The sequence below is a fragment of the Corallibacter sp. genome (assembly GCF_048381695.1).
Taxonomy (GTDB): Bacteria; Bacteroidota; Bacteroidia; order Flavobacteriales; family Flavobacteriaceae; genus Corallibacter; species Corallibacter vietnamensis.
Genome location: NZ_JBLXHI010000004.1, coordinates 179,229 through 198,658 on the forward strand (window position 1 = coordinate 179,229; position 19,430 = coordinate 198,658).

The window sequence follows — 19,430 nt, forward strand, 5'->3', positions numbered from 1 at the left end:
AGAATTTATTTTGCCTTATATTTGGTGCGTTTCACTAGGAAATATCAAGGACATGCAGTTATCTATAATTATTCTGAATTACAATGTGCGCTATTTTTTAGAGCTATGCTTAAAAAGTGTTTCAGCGGCCATTTCAACTTTAGATGCCGAAATTATAGTAGTAGATAATAACTCATCAGATGATAGTTGCGAGATGGTAAAACAACAATTTCCTGAAGTTTTACTTATTGAAAATGAATTAAACAGTGGTTTTTCAAAAGGGAATAATATAGGCGTAAGCCATGCAAAAGGCAAGTATGTTTGTATTTTAAATCCAGATACAGTTGTCCCTGAAGATGCTTTTTCTCAACTTATTGAATTTGCAGAAAACCAAGCCAATCTAGGTATTGTTGGCTGCAGGTTAATAGATGGTACAGGAAAGTATTTGCCAGAAAGTAAGCGTAACATTCCCAAACCGCGTGTTGCTTTCAAAAAGTTGTTAGGTAATCCAAATGATTATTATGCAAATCAGCTTGAAGAGCACGATATAGGCAAGGCGCCTATTTTTGTCGGAGCATTCATGCTGCTTAAAAAAACTGTTTATGAACAGGTAAATGGCTTTGATGAAGACTATTTTATGTACGGAGAAGATATAGACTTATCTTATAAAATTCTTAAAGCAGGCTACGACAATTATTATTATGGTAAAACAGCAGTTATACATTTTAAAGGAGAAAGCACACTAAAAGATACAAAGTATGCGCAACGCTTTTATGGCGCTATGCAAATTTTTTACAAAAAGCATTTTAAAAGTAATCTAGCTTTTAATATTGTTGTTTGGTTAGGAATAAAAGCTGCATATTTAATAAGAACAAACCCTAAAGCGGTTAATACAACAAGCAAACACTTAGTGTTGATATCAAATAAAATACCAGAGCATTTACAAATAGAAATAAAAAAACCTATAGAATTAAGAGAAGGCCTTGAAAATGTAAAGCCCAATACAGAAATTATTTTTGATACAGATATGCTTGCTTTTAAGTCAATTATAGCACATATTGAAGCTTTTAGAAATATGTCAAACACGACTTTTAAAATATTAGTAGCACAATCTAATTTTGTTTTAGGAAGTAATAGCTCTAAAACAAGAGGAGAAGTAATAGTTTATTAACAAGAATTTATTGATGAAACTGCAACAGATTAGATGATTTTTCATTAATTTTGCAGGCGAAATAAAAAAAAACACGTTTCCATTACAGATATGGCAAAATTCGAATTAAAACTCCCAAAAATGGGAGAAAGTGTAGCAGAAGCAACAATCACTTCATGGTTAAAAGAAGTAGGAGATACCATAGAGGCTGATGAAGCAGTTCTAGAAATAGCAACAGATAAAGTAGATAGTGAAGTTCCTAGTGAGGTAGATGGTGTTTTGGTAGAAAAACTATTTAATGTTGATGATGTTGTTCAAGTAGGACAAACAATAGCTATTATTGAGACAGAAGGAGAATCTTCGTCAAGTACAAACAATTCTACATCACAACCTGTCGAAAAAGTAGAAACAAAAACTGATACAGTAGCCTTAGCTCAAGTAGAAAATACTGTTGAGACAGCAAAAGAAACAGCCGCAGCTGTAGTTTCTTCAGGAGATCGTTTTTATTCTCCTTTAGTTAAAAATATAGCAAAGAAAGAAGGTATTGGTCAAGAAGAATTAGACGCTATTCAAGGAACTGGAAAAGATGGTCGTGTTACCAAAAACGATATACTAGCGTATTTAGAAAATAGAACAGCGCCACAAACAGAAAAACCAGCGGCAGCACCTCAAGTAAAGCAAGCTTCAGAACCAGTAAAAACAGCTCCAGCTATACCAACAGGAGATGATGAGATTGTTCAAATGACCAGAATGGGTAAACTTATTGCTCATCACATGGTAGATTCAGTGCAAACTTCAGCTCATGTTCAAAGTTTTATTGAAGCTGACGTTACAAAAATCTGGAACTGGCGTAAAAAAGTAAAAGATAGTTTCATGAAGCGTGAAGGAGAAAACCTTACGTTTACTCCAATCTTTATGGAAGCCGTGGCAAAAGCACTACGTGATTTTCCAATGATGAATATTTCTGTTCAAGGAGATACTATTATTAAGAAAAAACATATCAATTTAGGGATGGCTGCTGCTTTACCAGACGGAAACTTAATAGTTCCTGTTATAAAAGATGCAGATCAACTTAACCTAGTTGGTATGACAAAAAAGGTGAATGATTTAGCTAACCGTGCTAGACAAAATCAATTAAAACCAGATGATATTCAGGGAGGTACTTACACTGTAACAAATGTAGGTACATTTGGAAGCATCATGGGAACACCAATAATCAATCAACCACAAGTAGGTATATTAGCATTAGGAGCTATACGTAAAATGCCTGCAGTTGTTGAAACTCCAGAAGGTGATTTTATAGGTATTCGTTATAAAATGATTATGTCTCATTCTTACGATCACCGTGTAGTAAACGGAGCGTTAGGAGGTCAGTTTGTAAAAGCAGTAAAAGACTATTTAGAAGCTTGGGATCCTAATAGAGAGATTTAAAAAAAATATTCTAGAGTAAAAAAGCACAGTTTAATACTGTGCTTTTTTTATTATTATAACTGTGTATTATTAAAATTTTAGAAACGAGGAGTTCTATATATTCTCGTTATCTTTGCATAAAAATTATTTTCCATGAATCTCAATCTTACCAAACCTATTTGCTTTTTCGATTTAGAAACCACAGGTATTAATATTTCAAATGACAGAATTGTAGAAATATCTATATTAAAAGTGCACCCAAACGGAAAAGAAGAAACTTATACGCAACGTGTAAACCCTGAAATGCCAATTCCGCCAGAAGTAACAAAAGTACATGGCATATCAGATGCAGATGTAGCAGATAAACCTACATTTAAAGAGTTGGCTAAAGAGATTCATAATATGATAAAAGATTCAGATTTAGGAGGTTTCAATTCAAATAGATTTGATATACCATTATTGGCAGAAGAAATGTTGCGAGCAGATGTAGATTTTGATATGAAAAATCGTTTAGCAGTTGATGTTCAAACTATTTTTCATAAAATGGAACAACGTACATTAAGTGCTGCATATAAGTTTTATTGTGATAAAAATCTAGACGATGCTCATAGCGCAGAAGCCGATACGCTAGCTACTTATGAAGTGCTAAAAGCACAAGTAGATAAATATGAAGAGTTAGAAAATAACACCGCTTTTTTAGCAGAGTTTAGTTCTCGTAAAAAGTTTGCTGATTTTGCAGGTTTTATTACATATAACAAAAAAGGCGAAGAATGTTTCTCGTTCGGTAAGCATAAAGGTAAATTAGTTACCGAAGTTTTAGAAACCGAACCAGGATATTTTGGTTGGCTGCTTAATGCAGATTTTCCTTTGTATACAAAAAAAGTGCTAACAGCTATAAAGTTAAGAGCGTTTAATAATAAATTAGGGTAGTTTACAAGTTATGAAATTAATTTGCATAGGAAGAAACTATACAGAACATATTAAAGAGCTGGAAAATGAAAAACCGTCAGATCCAGTGGTGTTTTTAAAACCAGACACAGCTATTTTACTAAAAAAACAACCGTTTTTTATACCGGACTTTTCAAATGATGTGCACCATGAGGTTGAGGTTTTAGTTAAAATAAATAAAGTAGGAAAGTATATAGATAAAAAATTTGCTCATAAATACTATGATGAAGTAGGTTTGGGTATAGATTTTACGGCACGAGATTTACAGTCAAAACTTAAAGAAAAAGGATTACCTTGGGAAAAAGCAAAAGCTTTTGACGGCGCAGCTGTTGTTGGTAAATGGGTGTCTAAAAGTGATTTTTCTGACATAAATCAATTAAATTTTTCTTTAGAAAAGAACGAAAAAGTTGTGCAAACAGGAAATACCAGTCACATGCTATGGAAAATTGATGAGATTATCGAATATGTTTCAAAATATTTTACTTTAAAGATAGGAGATATTATATTTACGGGAACTCCGGCAGGAGTTGGAAGAGTAGATGCAAACGACAAGTTAAGAGGGTTTTTAGAAAACAAAGAAATGTTTTCAATAACAGTAAAATAAATGGAACAACATTACAAACTATTTAGAGTAAGAGAATTAGCTGATAATGACGAGGATTTTATTGCAGCTTTAGCAGCAGCCTTTTTAGATGAAGTGCCAGAAGATGCAGAACGATTAAAAGAAGCAGTTGCATCCAAAGACTATTTTTCGGCATACCAAGCAGCACATAAAATGAAACCTACAATAGACTTGTTTGAGTTAGGTGTTTTAAATGACTTAATAGAAGTACAAGACTGGGGGAAATTTGAAAGAACTGAAACAGATATTTCTGAAAAATTAGATATAGTTATGACAGCCGTAAATAATGCTTCAGAAGAAATTAAATCAGATTTTGGCTTATAATGCAAGCAGAGATTATAACCATTGGAGACGAAATTCTTATTGGGCAAATAGTAGATACAAACTCAACGTTTATATCAAAAACACTTAATAAATTAGGTGTTTCAATATACCAAATTACGTCTGTTCAAGATGATGCAACTCATATTTTAAAAGCCTTAAAGGAAGCTGAAGAAAACGCTGATATAATCATTATAACTGGAGGATTAGGTCCAACAAAAGACGATATCACAAAAAAAACAATCACCAATTATTTTCAAGATACATTAATTAGAGATGAAGCAGTAACCAATAATATATATAGGTTATGGAAAGGTTTTAAAAAAGATGTCCTTCCGTCTCAAGTTAATTTAGATCAAGCATTAGTTCCATCAAAAGCCACCGTTTTAATGAATGTTAACGGAAGCGCACCAGGAATGTGGCTTGAAAAAAATAATAAAGTATTTGTATCACTTCCAGGAGTTCCTTTTGAAATGAAAGCACTCATGGAAGACGAAGTCATTCCTAGACTAAGTGATAAATTCAATTTTCCATATATATATCATACTACAGTATTAACAGCTGGGTTAGGCGAGAGCGATCTTGCTGCTCGTATAGAAAAATGGGAATACGCATTACCTGATTTTATAAAATTAGCATATTTACCAAATTTAGGGCGAGTGCGATTACGATTATCAGGAAAACATGCCGACAAAAATATTTTAGAATCTGAAATAGCCTATCAAATTCGCTTATTAACACCGCAAATACAAGATATATTTGTTGGGTTTGAGTCAGAAGGAACTATAGAGTCTATTTTAGGAAAGCAATTAGTAGCTCTAGAAAAAACAATAGCAACCGCAGAAAGTTGTACAGGCGGAAAAATAGCCGAAATGTTTACGGCAAGTGCAGGTGCATCAGCATATTACAAAGGATCGGTTGTGAGCTATGCAACACAAACAAAAATAGATGTTTTAGGTGTTTCAGAAACACTTATAAGCAAACATTCTGTAGTAAGCTCTCAAGTAGCAGAGACTATGGCAAAAAATGTATTAGAGCTATTCAAAACTGATTATGCTATAGCTACTACCGGAAATGCAGGTCCTGAAAAAGGAGATTCTGATGCCGAAGTAGGAACAGTTTATATTGCATTAGCAACAAAAACACATGTGTATTCTGAAAAATTTAATTTTGGAAACCACAGAACAAAAGTGATAAATAGGGCGTCAAATAAAGCATTTGAAATGCTTCAAAAAGAAATTTTAAAAAAGTAACAATTTTAGTTTGCTGATATTGTAAAGTTTTACTAAATTTGCAGCCTGTTTTAAAATAACAATATTAAAGTTAGAAGAAATGTCAAGAGTTTGTGAACTTACTGGGAAAAAAGCAATGGTTGGGAACAATGTGTCTCACGCAATGAATAAAACAAAACGTAAATTTGATGCAAATTTAATCAAAAAACGTTTTTATATTCCTGAAGAAGATAAATGGGTAACTTTAAAAGTTTCTACATCAGCATTAAAAACTATCAATAAAATTGGTATTTCTGCTGCGCTTAAAGAAGCTAAAGCTAAAGGATTTATAAAATAAGCATAACGCATAAAGATACGTTACAATGGCAAAGAAAGGTAATAGAATACAGGTAATATTAGAATGTACAGAGCATAAAGAGTCTGGGCAACCAGGAACATCTCGTTACATTACTACAAAAAATAAAAAAAATACGCCAGATAGAATGGAGATTAAAAAATTCAATCCTATTCTTAAGCGTATGACAGTTCATAAAGAGATAAAATAATTAAGTCATGGCAAAGAAATCAGTAGCATCATTACAAACAGGATCTAAGAGATTAACTAAAGCAATCAAAATGGTGAAGTCACCTAAAACTGGTGCTTATATGTTTGTTGAATCAGTTATGGCTCCAGAGTTTGTTAATGATTTTTTAAACAAAAAATAAATTAAATTCTTACATTTAATTCTATAACTGCTTTCATTTGAAAGCAGTTTTTTTATATCTATATTTGACAGATAATCTGACAGTTTAGCAGTATTTTTTTTAGGCTAGATTTTTGATTATAGATTATAAAATTTTTAAACCTATGAGTTTTTTTAAAAAAATATTCTCTTCAGAAAAAAAAGAAACATTAGACAAAGGTCTAGAAAAGTCTAAAACAAGTTTTTTTGGTAAATTAAGTAAAGCAGTTGCAGGAAAATCAAAAGTTGATGATGAGGTTTTAGATAATCTAGAAGAAGTACTTGTGTCTAGTGATGTAGGTGTAAACACAACGCTAAAAGTTATAGAGCGTATAGAAAGTCGTGTCGCTAAAGACAAATATCTTGGCACAGACGAGCTTAATAAAATTCTTCGAGAAGAAATAGCAGCCTTGTTAAGCGAAACCAATTCAGGCGAAGAAACTGAATATACAATTCCTGAAAACAAAAAGCCATACGTGCTTATGGTTGTTGGTGTTAATGGAGTTGGTAAAACAACTACCATAGGTAAACTTGCATATCAATTTAAAAAGAAAGGATTAAAAGTTGTACTAGGAGCTGCAGATACGTTTAGAGCCGCAGCTATAGATCAATTGCAAGTTTGGGCAGACCGCGTTGATGTGCCAATGGTACGTCAAGATATGGGAAGTGACCCAGCTTCTGTTGCTTTTGATGCTTTGCAATCTGGTGTAAAGCAAGATGCAGACGTTATTATTATAGATACAGCTGGACGTTTACATAATAAAGTGAATTTAATGAATGAGCTTACTAAAGTAAAACGTGTTATGCAAAAAGTTGTTGGAGATGCACCTCATGATGTATTATTAGTGTTAGATGGTTCTACGGGACAAAATGCTTTTGAACAAGCAAAACAGTTTACAGCTGCAACCGAAGTAACCTCATTAGCTGTAACTAAATTAGACGGAACAGCAAAAGGTGGTGTTGTAATAGGAATTTCTGACCAGTTTAAAATTCCGGTGAAATATATAGGAGTAGGAGAAGGTATTGAGGATTTACAAGTTTTTAATAAATACGAATTTGTAGATTCGTTTTTTAAATAATAATAAAAAAGGCTCGCAATTTGCGAGCCTTTTTTGTTTTAATCTGTTACAAAAGAGCTTGGTCCAGACCAATCACTATAATCATTTCCTCCACAATTAGATCTTACATAAAAATCATAAGGAGTGTTAGGTTCTAAATCGATTAGTTGAACATTATCAGAGTTTACATTAATTCGGCTTCCGGTTCCAAGTTGAAATCCATTTAATCCAAATTCTAAATTAAAAAAATTAGAATCGTTACGGTCACTCCATTCAATAACAGCAGAAGTAGTTGTTATTGAGCTTGCGTCTAAATTATGAGGTTGTAAACAGTTTTGAAAAGGAATAGGAACTATGTTTCCATCGTCATCTTTAGCACAGCTTAACATAGTTAAAAAGGCTAGTGTTACATAAAAAAACTTTTTCATCTTTGATTTGTTTTAAAATTGATTGATAAGTAAATAACGTAAATTAATATGTTTTTATTTAGTTTATTACTGTATTTATTTTTTCCCATAAATCATTATCAAAAGTAGAAAGAGCAAAATTTTCATCATCTGCTGATTCTCCCATTCTAATTATTACAAGTTTTTTACTAGGAACAACATAAATTTTTTGGTCATTCTTTCCTAAAGCGGCAAACATATCGTCTGGAGCGTTAGGGATAAGTTTTCCAGGAAATTCAAATTGAGATTGAGGTAAGTGATAACTAGATTTCCCGTTAAGCCACCATAAATATCCATAAGCCAAATTAATGTTTTGAGAAGTGTTTGTTGCTTGGTTTAAATAAGAGTTAGAGACTATAAGGGTATTATTCCACATACCGTTTGCATAAATTAGTAAACCAAAGCGAGCCATACTACGGGTTGTACTCCAAAAAACATTTAAATCATTGATGGCAATCCAACTACCAGTCATGCCTATTTTATTTTTTAATTTTATATTAAAATAATCATTCCAACTATCTCCGCTAGATTGTGCTATGACATCTTGCATTTTTACGTAAACATTATGATAAGCCCAACGTGTTCCTGCATCAGCAGTATATTGTAGGTTTTCAGCAGAAACATTATCGCCTTGAGTATTGTCTATTCCAGATGTCATAGATAATAAATGCTTGCAGGTAATTAAGTTTTCTTTTTCTAATGATAAGCTAGTCCATCCATTTCCAATATAATCAGATACTTTATTGTTTAGTGCTATCAAACCTTCGTCTTCAGCAATTCCAGCTATGGTAGAGGTTAATGTTTTACCTGTACTAGCCCAGTACCATGAAGAAGATTCTGAATGTTGGTTCATATACGCTTCAATAACTATTTTACCATTGTGTAGTATCATAAAACCTTTTGTGTTCTTTTCCTCTAGGTAGTTTAAAAGAGTTGAAATTTCATGACTATTCCAGTTTAAAGATTCTGGAGTTTTGCTTTCCCATTCATCAGAATTTAAAGGCGGAAAATATATTTCAGGATTTGAAGTTTCAGGAGTATTAATTATGATATTTTCATTGTCATTTGATGAACAATTGCATAAAAGCAAAGCACAAATGATTATAGAAAAAGGTAGTGTTCTCATAACGAGTTTCTTAATTAGATGTTTAAATATAGGAAAGGTTTAATTAAGTTGTATCTTTGCTGCCTGAATTTTAGTTATGAGAACAAAATCGCTTAAAAAAAATAAAATCAATGTTGTAACATTAGGTTGTAGTAAAAATGTTTACGACAGTGAGGTGTTAATGGGACAACTTAAAGCTAATGGAAAAGATGTTGCTCATGAACAAGAAGGTAATGTTGTAGTAATTAATACTTGTGGTTTTATAAACAATGCTAAAGAAGAAAGCGTGAATACCATTTTGGAGTTCATGCAAAAGAAAGAAGCTGGAGATGTAGATAAGGTTTTTGTTACAGGGTGTTTAAGTGAACGTTATAAGCCCGATTTAGAAAAAGAAATTCCTGATGTAGACCAATATTTTGGAACAACAGAATTACCTCTTTTGTTAAAAGCTTTAGGTGCTGATTACAAGCATGAATTAATAGGTGAGCGTTTAACTACAACACCAAAAAACTATGCCTATTTAAAAATTGCTGAAGGCTGTGATAGACCTTGTAGTTTTTGTGCCATACCTTTAATGAGAGGAAAACACAAAAGCACCCCAATTGAAGAATTGGTTATTGAAGCCGAAAAATTAGCCGCTAGTGGTGTAAAAGAGCTTATACTTATTGCTCAAGACTTAACCTATTACGGATTAGATTTATACAAAAAAAGAAACCTAGCAGAGCTTCTTGAAAATCTTGTAAAGGTTGAAGGTATTGAATGGATTCGTTTGCATTATGCGTTCCCAACAGGATTTCCAATGGATGTGTTAGAGGTTATGAATAGAGAACCAAAAGTATGTAATTACCTAGATATTCCATTACAACACATATCAGATCATATTTTAAAAAGTATGCGTCGCGGAACAACAAAAGCTAAAACAACAAACTTGATACAAGACTTTAGAAAAGCTGTTCCTAACATGACTATTCGTACAACACTTATTGTTGGTTATCCAGGAGAAACTGAAGAAGATTTTCAGGAATTAAAACAATGGGTAAAAGATATGCGTTTTGAGCGTTTAGGTTGCTTTACATATTCTCATGAAGAAAACACACACGCTTTCAATTTAGAAGATGATGTGCCTGAAGACGTGAAACAAGAACGTGCAAATGAGATTATGGAAATTCAGTCTCAAATTTCTTGGGAACTAAACCAAGAAAAAATAGGTCAAGAGTTAAAAGTTGTTATTGATAGAAAAGAAGGAAATTATTTTGTAGGTCGTACAGAGTTTGACTCACCTGATGTTGATAATGAAGTATTGATAGATGCTTCAAAAGTATATTTAAAAACAGGAGACTTTACAACAGTTACTATTGTTGATGCAGCAGATTTTGATTTATATGCTGAAGTTGTAAATTAATAAAATAGTATAATTTATATATCAAAAGGCAAGCTAACTAGCTTGCCTTTTTTTATTAAAAAGAAGATACTGTAATTAATTTTTTGCTAGCTGTTTATTAATTTTTTTAATAGCAGATTCTATAGATTTTTCAGGTTCTATAATGTTGTATTCACCCCAAAATTGTGGGTCAGAAAAACCAGAAGCCTCATCGCTTAAAATCATTGAAGGTTTAAAACTTTCTTGATAGCTTAACACTTTACTGTTATTATCTTGCCAGTCTGTTATAGCCATTTCACTATTTAGGGTGTAATTACTATTAAACAGTTTACCTTTCCAATTAACCTTAAAAGCTAATTGTATGTTGCTGTAACGGTAATGCCACTTACCGTTTTGAGTTTTGTAATCAACACGATATGCAGCTTCAGTAGGAAGCACTCTTACTTTGTTAGGTTTTTTCTTTATGAAAAGTTTACTAGCTGCTTCAGCATCAGAGACATTTAAGTTGTAAATGGCGCTAATTAATGCATAGTTTTCAGTATCAATATATAATTTCCCAAAGTACAACGGAGATTGTATTTGTGGTTTTTGTTTAAAGTTCACAACATATACTTTCCTATTATCTATTTGTGTAGAGTTTTCAAAACTAAAATCATAATTGCTTAAATTATCTTCATTAAATATAAACTGATTGTATTTAATCATATCTACATAAAGCGTGCTAAAAGGTCCTCCTTGAAGTTTTAACGCTATAGTGTCTAATTTTGTGTAATCGGTATTTTTTCTAGCTTTTATCAATCTTACTTTGTCGCCTTTTCTAGATTGGTAAGACTGTTTATAAATCTCTACAACAGCTTCAGATAGCGAGGCATTTTTGTTACGTTTTTTTATGGTTTCTCTATAAAAACCAGTCATGATTTTTTGCTCATTAATATAGTTTTCGCCTTTGCGCTTTAATGTGGCTTCAACTAGAGATAGAGCACTTTCAGGAGCTGTTAAATTCACCTCGGCTAAACTAGTAACATTAGGTTGTAAATGTATTTTAGGATGATTTGTTAAATCAGAAATTTTAATTTTCTGTTCAGAATATCCCAAAAAAGAAAATGAAACCGTAGCGTTAAGTAAGTTGTCAGGAATTTTAAGCAAAAACTCGCCTTCAGTATTCGTTATTGTGCTAATATTTGTATCAATAACACTAATATCAGCAAAAGTAAGCGGTGTTTTTGTTTGCGCATCATAAACAGTTCCTTTGAAAGCTTTGTAGGAATTTAACTGTTGTTGAAAGTCAAAAAAAGCATGCGATTTAAAATTGCTAGTCATTAATAAAAATACTGCAATAAAGGTCAGGATTTGAGGGGAATTGGTTTGTAAGTGTATCGTTTTCATGACACTAAAGATTTAAGTTTGTCTACCTGAAATCTATTGTTAATATACGCATTTTTTTTGAGATAGTAACGATTCTAATATTTGTCTAGTACTTTAATATTGATAACAGTAAACTCTTAACGTAATTTTTAGAATCTAAAAAATGGAATAACTGTATATTTACACTTCAATTGAAAAGTAACTATGCCAACAGACTGTATTCCGTTTAGAGAAACCAATTATTTCTCTACTTTAATATGTGACTATTTAGATGAAAACAATAATTTAAAACCTTTTTATAACCGTTTTCCTGAATTAGAAAATTTTAAAGCTCAAATTGAAGATAAAGCATCTAACTACAAAGCAAGTGTTAGAGAAATATTAGTGACTGCTTTAGAAAATCAGTATAAAAATACAGAAGCATCAGCTGAAACTTTAAGCAATATTAATGCACTAAAGCAGGAGAACACGTTTACGGTAACGACTGGACATCAATTAAACCTATTTACAGGACCGGCATATTTTTTCTATAAAATAATCTCTACAATAAATCTTTGCAATGAGTTAAAAGCAGCATATCCAGAATATAATTTTGTTCCTATTTACTGGATGGCAAGTGAAGATCATGATTTTGATGAGATTAACTTTTTTAATTTTCAAGGTAAAAAAGTACAATGGAATAGAAATGCTTCTGGCGCAGTTGGAGAGTTAAACCTTGAAGGTTTAGATAGTGTTTTTAGTGCCTTTGCATCAGAACTTAATGCTAGTCAAAACGCAAAAGAATTACAAGAACTTTTCAAAGAAGCTTATCTTGATAATGATAATTTAACCAATGCAACGCGCTATCTGGTTAATAAGTTGTTTTCTCAATACGGACTAATAATTTTAGATGGAAATGATAAAGCTTTAAAGCGATTATTTGTGCCTTATATTAAAGAAGATTTGTTAAATAAAACAGCTTTTAAGCATGTTACACAAACAAATGAAGCTTTAAATAAACTGTCTGATAGTTACAAAATTCAGGTAAATCCAAGAGAAATCAACCTGTTTTACATTGTTTCAGGAGTGCGTGAACGTATTGTAGAAATTGATGATACATATACTGTTATAGACACCAATATTACATGGGATAAAACATCGCTTTTGCAAGAGGTAGAGCAATACCCAGAACGATTTAGCCCTAATGTTGTTATGCGACCGCTATATCAAGAAGTTATTTTACCTAACTTGTGTTACATTGGCGGCGGCGGCGAATTAGCATATTGGTTTCAGTTGAAATCAAATTTTGAAACACAACAAGTTACTTTTCCAATATTACTTTTAAGAAACTCGGTGTTACTTATAACTGAAAAACAGCAAGAAAAGTTAGAAAAACTGAATCTTTCAGTTTCCGATTTATTTTTAAAGCAATCAGAATTAAGAACTAAAGTCACAAAAGCTATTTCTAAAATAGATATTGATTTTTCACCACAAAAAGAACTTCTTAAAAATCAATTTCAAGACCTTTATAAACTAGCCGAAAAAACAGACGCTTCTTTTTTAGGAGCTGTTGGCGCTCAAGAACGTAAACAAATAAAAGGATTAGAGCATTTGGAAAAACGATTACTTAAAGCGCAAAAACGCAAGTTACAAGATCATTTACTACGCGTAACAGAACTTCAAAACGAATTATTTCCTAACCAAAGTTTACAAGAACGTCAAGCTAATTTTTCCGAATTTTATTTAGAGTTTGGAGACCAATTAATTTCGCAGTTAGTGTTAAATTTGCAACCTCTAAAAGGCAAATTTACAATACTAAACTTAAAATAATTCATGCATAAAATTGATATTGAGCTTATTGAAATGACACTAGATGTCATGAAATATGCTATTGGTAGAATTTCAGCAACAGAACACGATATAGGAAAACCCAAAAAAGCTGAAGAGCTAAAAGCTATTGTTGGCGAAACGGTAACAGCAAAAGGCGTTGGAGGCGAATATGCTTTTAATCTTTGGAAAAAACACTTATCAAAAGCCAATGTTCCTGTAGATCATCCTAGAAATTTAGCATTCGTTCCTGCGTCTCCAACAAGAGCAGCAATTATGTTTGATTTAGTAACATCAGCCTCAAGTATTCATGGTGCTTACTGGATGGAAGGTGCTGGAGGTATTTTTTGCGAAAACGAAGCCATGTCTTGGATTGTTTCTTTAACAGGTTTGCCTGAAGGTGCTTTTGGAGTATTTACAAGTGGTGGAACAGCAGCTAATTTATCAGCTATAGTAACAGCAAGAGAATATTGGAGAAGAGATGAAACTTATAAACGAGAAAAAGGCTTAATTATAACATCAATAGGTGCGCACTCTTCTATAAAAGCTATGGCAAAAGTAGCCGATGTTGATATTTTATTGGTTGATTCTGAAGAAGAATTAAAAGGCGATGCTTTAAGAAAAACCATTGATACACTTAATTTTCATCAGCGTAAAAGGTTATTTGCTGTTGTAGCAACAGGAGGAACTACCAATGCTGGTATTATTGATGATTTAGAAGGAATAGCAAACGTATGTGAGCAAGAAAACTTATGGTTTCATGTAGATGCAGCCTATGGAGGTGGCGCTTTAGCAGCAGACTCTGTAAGACATTTGTTTAGTGGTATTGAGCGAGCAGATAGTATAACCATAGACCCGCATAAGTGGATGTTTTCACCTTATGACTGTGGCGCTGTGATTTATAAAAACCCAGAACTGGCAAAAGAGGCACATTCTCAACAAGGATCTTACCTTGATATTTTTAAAGATGAAGGTGCTCACGGGTTTAATCCAACCGACTATCAAATACAATTAACGCGTCGTGTTCGTGGTTTACCTCTTTGGTTTTCTTTAGCAACTCATGGAACAGACAGATATAAACAAGCTGTAGAAAGAGGTCTTGAATTAGCACAAATAGCAGGTAGTATGATAGAAAATAATCCGCATGTTGAACTCGTGAGAGAACCAAGTTTATCATGTGTATTATTTAGAAGAATAGGATGGAATCCTGAAGATTATACTAATTGGACATACGAAAACCACAAAAAAGGTTTCGCGCTTGTAACGCCTACAAAATGGAAAAATGGTGATAGTTTTGAAACAGTATCTAGATTTTGCTTTATAAATCCTGATACTACCGAAAAAGATATAGCCATGATATTAGATTCAATGGCATAAAAAACAGAAAAAAAATAGGAGACTAAAAAGGTCAATAGAAAATCAATTACTATTTTTGCGCATGCAACACAACAACGTACTTATATTAGATTTCGGTTCGCAATACACACAGCTTATTGCCCGAAGAGTGAGAGAACTTAACATTTATTGTGAGATTCATCCATTCAACAAGATTCCAAACAATTTAGAAACTTATAAAGCAGTGATCTTATCGGGAAGTCCAAACTCGGTAAGAGGAGAAGATGTTTTACATCCAGACTTATCACAAATACGTGGTAAAAAACCTTTACTAGCTGTATGTTATGGTGCGCAATATCTTGCTCATTTTTCAGGAGGAGAAGTAGCGCCATCAAACACAAGAGAATATGGTCGAGCAAATTTATCTTACGTAAAGGAAGATGCTTTTTTTAGTGGGGTTTCTAAAGGAAGTCAAGTGTGGATGAGCCATAGTGATACTATAAAAAAATTACCAGAAAATGGTGTTTTACTAGCTAGTACACACGATGTAGAAAATGCAGCTTACAAAATAGAAGGTGAACAAACTTATGCTATTCAGTTTCATCCAGAAGTATATCATTCAACAGACGGAAAACAATTGTTAGAGAACTTTTTAGTTCACATAGCAGAAGTAAATCAAGATTGGACACCGCAATCTTTTGTTGAAGAAACTGTAGCAGATTTACAAGCACAATTAGGTAATGATAAAGTTGTTCTAGGATTATCTGGTGGTGTAGACTCTTCTGTAGCAGCTATGCTATTACATAAAGCCATAGGTGAAAACTTATATTGCATTTTTGTAAACAACGGCTTGCTACGAAAAAATGAATTTACTGATGTATTAGAACAATACAAAGGTATGGGCCTAAATGTAAAAGGTGTAGATGCTTCGGCACGCTTTTTGGATGCATTAGCAGGATTGAGCGACCCAGAGCAAAAAAGAAAAGCTATTGGTCGTGTATTTATAGAGGTGTTTGATGATGAAGCTCATGAAATTACAGATGTAAAATGGTTAGCTCAAGGCACAATCTATCCTGATGTTATAGAAAGTGTTTCTGCAACAGGCGGACCAAGTGCAACAATAAAAAGTCATCATAATGTTGGTGGTTTGCCAGATTTTATGAAACTTAAAATTGTAGAGCCACTTAAAGCTTTATTTAAAGATGAAGTACGTCGTGTAGGAGCTTCTATGGATATGGATAAAAACCTATTAGGACGTCATCCATTTCCAGGTCCAGGATTGGCAATAAGGATTTTAGGAGATATAACTGCTGAAAAAGTTCGTATCTTACAAGAAGTTGATGCTGTATTTATTGGTAACTTAAAGAAATGGGGATTATATGACTCTGTTTGGCAAGCAGGCGCTATTCTTTTACCAGTAAACAGTGTTGGTGTTATGGGAGATGAGCGTACCTATGAAAAATGTGTCGCTTTAAGAGCTGTAGAAAGCACTGATGGTATGACAGCAGATTGGGTAAATTTACCTTATGAGTTTTTACAAAAAACCTCAAATGAAATAATAAACAAAGTAAAAGGCGTTAATAGAGTAGTATACGATATTAGTTCAAAACCACCAGCAACAATAGAGTGGGAATAAAAGTGACATTGTTGTCATCTAATTGATGATTTATAGCGTATATAAAACGCTACTTGTATAAATAAAACACAGTATAAATGAAACAGTTTCTTTATCTAATCTTCTTTTTTTTAATATTTAGTTGTGGTACAGCTTCTCAAGCTCAAAATTATAAGACACACAAAATAAAACAAGGAGAAACCATTGAAAGTATTGCTAAAATTTATAGTGTAACACCATTTGATATTTATACATTAAATCCAGATGCAAAAAACGGATTAAAACGTAATGATATACTTATAATTCCAAATTCTAAAATAGCAAATACTGAAGCACCTCAAGCGGTTATAGAGAAAGAATTAGTTGGTTTTAAAGAGCACAAAGTAAAACGAAAGGAAACGTTATATAGCTTATCAAAAATGTATGATGTTGCTCAAGAGGACATAAAAAAGCATAATACATTTTTGTATGCCAATAATTTAAGAAAAGGCGATGAGCTAAAAATTCCTGTTTATAAAAAAGTACTTACTGTAAACGAGCCAAAGGCAACAACAAAAGATTATACTGTTTTACCAAAAGAAGGAAAATGGCGTATAGCTTATAAATATGGAATAACGGTTACCGAGCTTGAAGCAATAAACCCAGGCATGAATGAGGTGCTAAAAGAAGGTGAAGTTATACAAGTGCCTAATTTAGAAAAAGAAGCCGAAAAGCCTATTGACGATAGATATTCGTATTACAAAGTTTTACCTAGAGAAGGTTTTTTTAGATTAAAACTAAAATTAGGATTAGAACAAGAAGAGTTAGAAGCTTTAAATCCAGAACTTAAAGAAGGAGGATTGAAAGTAGGAATGATTCTAAAAGTGCCATATCAGGCAGCGTCATCAGATGAAGTAGAAGCAGAAGCAAGTTCAGACTTAACGCAAAGTATTACCAATTCTGATACAAAGCATATAGCAGTAATGCTTCCTTTTAAACTAAACTTGGTTGATACAGATTCTATTTTAGATACCAAAAAGCTTATAAATACCAATCCTTTTTTAAATAAGTCATTAGACTTTCATTCTGGAGTGTTAGTAGCTTTAGACTCACTTAAAAAAATGGGTGTTTCTCTTAAGGTAGATGTATATGATACAAAAAATCAATTAAGTGAAATTTCAAGTATTTTAAGAAACAATGATTTTGAAAATGTTAATGCTGTTATAGGACCTTTTATGCCTAATAATATTGAGAAAGTTTCTGCCGAGTTAAAACGTTACAACATTCCTGTTATTTCACCAATAACAAAAAACGTAACACTTACAGAAAATGTGTTTCAATCAAGACCATCAGAAGATCTTTTAACAGAAAAAATTGTAAATTATGTTGAGTCAGATTCTACAATTACAAAAATCATCATAATTGCAGATCATGATAATACCAAAGTTAGTAACGATTTAAAAAGTAAATTTTACGCAGCTTCACAGGTTTACTCAAGAAAAGACAAAGAAGGTAAAGATGCTCACTATATATTAGATAACGACATTAGACACTTATTAAAACCAGGAAAAAACGTGGTGTTTTTAGAAACGAGTCATGCTGGGTTTATATCAACAGTAACTAGTAAGCTAAATGCTTATATTACTGATGACGTGAAAATTATTTTGGCAACAACAAATATGAATGATGCCTTTGAGGATGATGAAGTTTCTAACTATCATTTATCAAACTTGCAGTTTCATTTTCCTACCATTTCAAAAATGTATAATGAAGATGATAACAATAGCTTTGCTAAAAACTATGAAAATCGTTTTGGTGTAAGTCCAAATAAACTGGCAGTTCGTGGTTTTGACTTAACTATGGATGTTGTTTTACGTTTATCTTCTTCTGAAGATTTATACACATCTGTAAATGATACGCCTTTAACTTCTTATGTAGAAAATAAATTTGCTTACAAAAAGAAACTGTTTGGTGGTTATTATAATAACACCGTTTACCTTGTAAAATATAATGACTTAAAAATCGTTGAAATAGAAGATTAATCAACGTTTTTTGATGACTTAAAACAGGTGAAAAAAATACTATTTTATACAATATGCCTTATTATATCAGGGCTACAAGCACAAGATGTAACAATTCCTTGGAGTAGTTCTTATAAGCTATCATGGAACGATTTTAAAGGTCCAATAGATAAAAATTCTGAAGCAGTAGCTACAACAGCATCAGGAATAACATTTGGTTATTCATTAAAAATGAAAGGGCAGTCTGTAGAAGGATTTACAACAACGGTAAAGACATATTTTTATCCAGAAAAATCTTGGTACAAACCTAATCAGGTTGATGAAAATGTTTTGGCGCATGAACAGTTTCACTTTAATATTACCGAATTATTTGCACGTAAATTCAGAAAAGAAATAGCAGGACTTAAGGTGTCTAACACAATTAAGGAATCACTTAATACTTTGCATAAACGTATAAATAAAGACCTTGCAGCTATGCAAAAGCGCTATGATGCAGAAACAAATTATTCAATAAACAGAGCGTTACAAAACAAGTGGCAGTTATTTATTGCCGAAGAGTTAAATAGGCTAGAACCTTATTCACACTAGGCATAATGAATTTACAACCCAACAAAGACTTTTTAATAAAATTAGCACATACCAAAATGCCTTATGGTAAATATAAAGACCGATATCTAATAGATTTACCAGAGTATTATGTTGTTTGGTATCATAGTAAAGGTTTCCCAAAAGGTGCTCTAGGCGATATGCTTCAAACGGTTTATGAGCTTAAAGTAAACGGTTTAGAAGAGTTAGTGCGAAACATACGAAATAACTTTCCTCAAAAGAAATAAAGCATTTCAACAGCTCATCTTAAAAAAATAACAGTTCGGTATACATCTTTTTAAAACCCAAAAAGAAGTAAGCATATTTGTACCATCAAAAAAAACGAACAG

At 32.3% G+C, this 19,430-nt stretch carries 20 protein-coding genes; 17 read left to right on the top strand and 3 right to left on the bottom strand.

Features of this window, described 5'->3' with window-relative positions:
• The first annotated feature begins 52 nt into the window (after window positions 1–52).
• The 10 genes from ACN5J3_RS08260 (at window position 53) to ftsY (ending at window position 7,463) form a co-directional block, all read left to right on the top strand.
• On the top strand, window positions 53–1,150 hold the full coding sequence (locus tag ACN5J3_RS08260) for a glycosyltransferase family 2 protein (RefSeq protein ID WP_418511422.1): 1,098 nt from the start codon (window positions 53–55) through the stop codon (window positions 1,148–1,150).
• Window positions 1,151–1,240: 90 nt separating this feature from the next.
• Window positions 1,241–2,560 (top strand): dihydrolipoamide acetyltransferase family protein, encoded by a 1,320-nt coding sequence (locus ACN5J3_RS08265; RefSeq protein ID WP_418511423.1) that lies wholly within the window; start codon window positions 1,241–1,243, stop codon window positions 2,558–2,560.
• A 132-nt stretch (window positions 2,561–2,692) separates the two neighbouring features.
• On the top strand, window positions 2,693–3,469 hold the full coding sequence (locus ACN5J3_RS08270; RefSeq protein ID WP_417290011.1) for an exonuclease domain-containing protein: 777 nt from the start codon (window positions 2,693–2,695) through the stop codon (window positions 3,467–3,469).
• 10 nt (window positions 3,470–3,479) lie between these two features.
• Window positions 3,480–4,091, top strand: a complete 612-nt coding sequence (locus ACN5J3_RS08275; RefSeq protein WP_418509654.1) for a fumarylacetoacetate hydrolase family protein — start codon at window positions 3,480–3,482, stop codon at window positions 4,089–4,091.
• Window positions 4,092–4,433, top strand: coding sequence for an Hpt domain-containing protein (locus tag ACN5J3_RS08280; protein WP_417290013.1), 342 nt, complete (start codon window positions 4,092–4,094; stop codon window positions 4,431–4,433). It begins immediately after the preceding gene.
• A complete protein-coding gene (locus ACN5J3_RS08285; RefSeq protein ID WP_418511424.1) occupies window positions 4,433–5,683 on the top strand; it encodes a CinA family nicotinamide mononucleotide deamidase-related protein in 1,251 nt (416 codons plus the stop codon). The genes ACN5J3_RS08280 and ACN5J3_RS08285 overlap by 1 nt, the downstream gene beginning before the upstream one ends.
• A gap of 79 nt (window positions 5,684–5,762) precedes the next feature.
• The gene (rpmB, locus tag ACN5J3_RS08290; RefSeq protein ID WP_344729718.1) at window positions 5,763–5,999 is read left to right on the top strand and encodes a 50S ribosomal protein L28; all 237 of its coding nucleotides are present in this window, start codon (window positions 5,763–5,765) and stop codon (window positions 5,997–5,999) included.
• A 25-nt stretch (window positions 6,000–6,024) separates the two neighbouring features.
• Window positions 6,025–6,207 (top strand): 50S ribosomal protein L33, encoded by a 183-nt coding sequence (gene rpmG, locus ACN5J3_RS08295; protein ID WP_007648529.1) that lies wholly within the window; start codon window positions 6,025–6,027, stop codon window positions 6,205–6,207.
• 7 nt (window positions 6,208–6,214) lie between these two features.
• Window positions 6,215–6,367, top strand: coding sequence for a DUF4295 domain-containing protein (locus tag ACN5J3_RS08300; protein WP_008271041.1), 153 nt, complete (start codon window positions 6,215–6,217; stop codon window positions 6,365–6,367).
• 142 nt (window positions 6,368–6,509) lie between these two features.
• A complete protein-coding gene (ftsY, locus tag ACN5J3_RS08305; protein WP_344729743.1) occupies window positions 6,510–7,463 on the top strand; it encodes a signal recognition particle-docking protein FtsY in 954 nt (317 codons plus the stop codon).
• A gap of 38 nt (window positions 7,464–7,501) precedes the next feature.
• Here the strand turns inward: ftsY and ACN5J3_RS08310 are convergent, their stop codons facing one another.
• On the bottom strand, window positions 7,502–7,870 hold the full coding sequence (locus tag ACN5J3_RS08310; protein ID WP_417290015.1) for a fibronectin type III domain-containing protein: 369 nt from the start codon (window positions 7,868–7,870) through the stop codon (window positions 7,502–7,504).
• A gap of 58 nt (window positions 7,871–7,928) precedes the next feature.
• Window positions 7,929–9,014 (bottom strand): serine hydrolase domain-containing protein, encoded by a 1,086-nt coding sequence (locus ACN5J3_RS08315; RefSeq protein WP_418511425.1) that lies wholly within the window; start codon window positions 9,012–9,014, stop codon window positions 7,929–7,931.
• A 76-nt stretch (window positions 9,015–9,090) separates the two neighbouring features.
• Here ACN5J3_RS08315 and rimO point away from each other — a divergent pair, with 76 nt between their 5' ends.
• Window positions 9,091–10,395, top strand: coding sequence for a 30S ribosomal protein S12 methylthiotransferase RimO (gene rimO / locus ACN5J3_RS08320; RefSeq protein ID WP_418511426.1), 1,305 nt, complete (start codon window positions 9,091–9,093; stop codon window positions 10,393–10,395).
• A 75-nt stretch (window positions 10,396–10,470) separates the two neighbouring features.
• Here rimO and ACN5J3_RS08325 read toward each other — a convergent pair whose 3' ends face one another.
• A complete protein-coding gene (locus ACN5J3_RS08325) occupies window positions 10,471–11,760 on the bottom strand; it encodes a carboxypeptidase-like regulatory domain-containing protein (protein WP_418511427.1) in 1,290 nt (429 codons plus the stop codon).
• Window positions 11,761–11,943: 183 nt separating this feature from the next.
• Between ACN5J3_RS08325 and bshC the strand changes: the two genes are divergently transcribed.
• From bshC to ACN5J3_RS08355, 6 genes are all read left to right on the top strand, one after another.
• The gene (gene bshC, locus ACN5J3_RS08330) at window positions 11,944–13,548 is read left to right on the top strand and encodes a bacillithiol biosynthesis cysteine-adding enzyme BshC (protein ID WP_418511428.1); all 1,605 of its coding nucleotides are present in this window, start codon (window positions 11,944–11,946) and stop codon (window positions 13,546–13,548) included.
• 3 nt (window positions 13,549–13,551) lie between these two features.
• Window positions 13,552–14,922 carry a pyridoxal phosphate-dependent decarboxylase family protein gene (locus ACN5J3_RS08335; protein WP_418511430.1) on the top strand — a complete coding sequence of 457 codons (1,371 nt, stop codon included), beginning with the start codon at window positions 13,552–13,554 and terminating at the stop codon, window positions 14,920–14,922.
• 61 nt (window positions 14,923–14,983) lie between these two features.
• Window positions 14,984–16,516, top strand: a complete 1,533-nt coding sequence (gene guaA, locus ACN5J3_RS08340; protein ID WP_418511431.1) for a glutamine-hydrolyzing GMP synthase — start codon at window positions 14,984–14,986, stop codon at window positions 16,514–16,516.
• Window positions 16,517–16,593: 77 nt separating this feature from the next.
• Window positions 16,594–18,516, top strand: a complete 1,923-nt coding sequence (locus tag ACN5J3_RS08345) for a PBP1 and LysM peptidoglycan-binding domain-containing protein (RefSeq protein WP_418511432.1) — start codon at window positions 16,594–16,596, stop codon at window positions 18,514–18,516.
• Between the two features lie 27 nt (window positions 18,517–18,543).
• Window positions 18,544–19,083, top strand: coding sequence for a DUF922 domain-containing protein (locus ACN5J3_RS08350; protein WP_418511433.1), 540 nt, complete (start codon window positions 18,544–18,546; stop codon window positions 19,081–19,083).
• A 5-nt stretch (window positions 19,084–19,088) separates the two neighbouring features.
• Window positions 19,089–19,328, top strand: coding sequence for a DUF3820 family protein (locus ACN5J3_RS08355; RefSeq protein WP_417290023.1), 240 nt, complete (start codon window positions 19,089–19,091; stop codon window positions 19,326–19,328).
• Window positions 19,329–19,430 lie beyond the last annotated feature (102 nt).

Excerpts from the sequence above, each read along its gene's own strand:
- ACN5J3_RS08260 (WP_418511422.1), top strand. The coding sequence starts at position 53 with ATGCAGTTATCTATAATTATTCTGAATTACAATGTGCGCTATTTTTTA.
- ACN5J3_RS08265 (WP_418511423.1), top strand. The coding sequence starts at position 1,241 with ATGGCAAAATTCGAATTAAAACTCCCAAAAATGGGAGAAAGTGTAGCA.
- ACN5J3_RS08270 (WP_417290011.1), top strand. The coding sequence starts at position 2,693 with ATGAATCTCAATCTTACCAAACCTATTTGCTTTTTCGATTTAGAAACC.
- ACN5J3_RS08275 (WP_418509654.1), top strand. The coding sequence starts at position 3,480 with ATGAAATTAATTTGCATAGGAAGAAACTATACAGAACATATTAAAGAG.
- ACN5J3_RS08280 (WP_417290013.1), top strand. The coding sequence starts at position 4,092 with ATGGAACAACATTACAAACTATTTAGAGTAAGAGAATTAGCTGATAAT.
- ACN5J3_RS08285 (WP_418511424.1), top strand. The coding sequence starts at position 4,433 with ATGCAAGCAGAGATTATAACCATTGGAGACGAAATTCTTATTGGGCAA.
- rpmB (WP_344729718.1), top strand. The coding sequence starts at position 5,763 with ATGTCAAGAGTTTGTGAACTTACTGGGAAAAAAGCAATGGTTGGGAAC.
- rpmG (WP_007648529.1), top strand. The coding sequence starts at position 6,025 with ATGGCAAAGAAAGGTAATAGAATACAGGTAATATTAGAATGTACAGAG.
- ACN5J3_RS08300 (WP_008271041.1), top strand. The coding sequence starts at position 6,215 with ATGGCAAAGAAATCAGTAGCATCATTACAAACAGGATCTAAGAGATTA.
- ftsY (WP_344729743.1), top strand. The coding sequence starts at position 6,510 with ATGAGTTTTTTTAAAAAAATATTCTCTTCAGAAAAAAAAGAAACATTA.
- ACN5J3_RS08310 (WP_417290015.1), bottom strand. The coding sequence starts at position 7,870 with ATGAAAAAGTTTTTTTATGTAACACTAGCCTTTTTAACTATGTTAAGC.
- ACN5J3_RS08315 (WP_418511425.1), bottom strand. The coding sequence starts at position 9,014 with ATGAGAACACTACCTTTTTCTATAATCATTTGTGCTTTGCTTTTATGC.
- rimO (WP_418511426.1), top strand. The coding sequence starts at position 9,091 with ATGAGAACAAAATCGCTTAAAAAAAATAAAATCAATGTTGTAACATTA.
- ACN5J3_RS08325 (WP_418511427.1), bottom strand. The coding sequence starts at position 11,760 with ATGAAAACGATACACTTACAAACCAATTCCCCTCAAATCCTGACCTTT.
- bshC (WP_418511428.1), top strand. The coding sequence starts at position 11,944 with ATGCCAACAGACTGTATTCCGTTTAGAGAAACCAATTATTTCTCTACT.
- ACN5J3_RS08335 (WP_418511430.1), top strand. The coding sequence starts at position 13,552 with ATGCATAAAATTGATATTGAGCTTATTGAAATGACACTAGATGTCATG.
- guaA (WP_418511431.1), top strand. The coding sequence starts at position 14,984 with ATGCAACACAACAACGTACTTATATTAGATTTCGGTTCGCAATACACA.
- ACN5J3_RS08345 (WP_418511432.1), top strand. The coding sequence starts at position 16,594 with ATGAAACAGTTTCTTTATCTAATCTTCTTTTTTTTAATATTTAGTTGT.
- ACN5J3_RS08355 (WP_417290023.1), top strand. The coding sequence starts at position 19,089 with ATGAATTTACAACCCAACAAAGACTTTTTAATAAAATTAGCACATACC.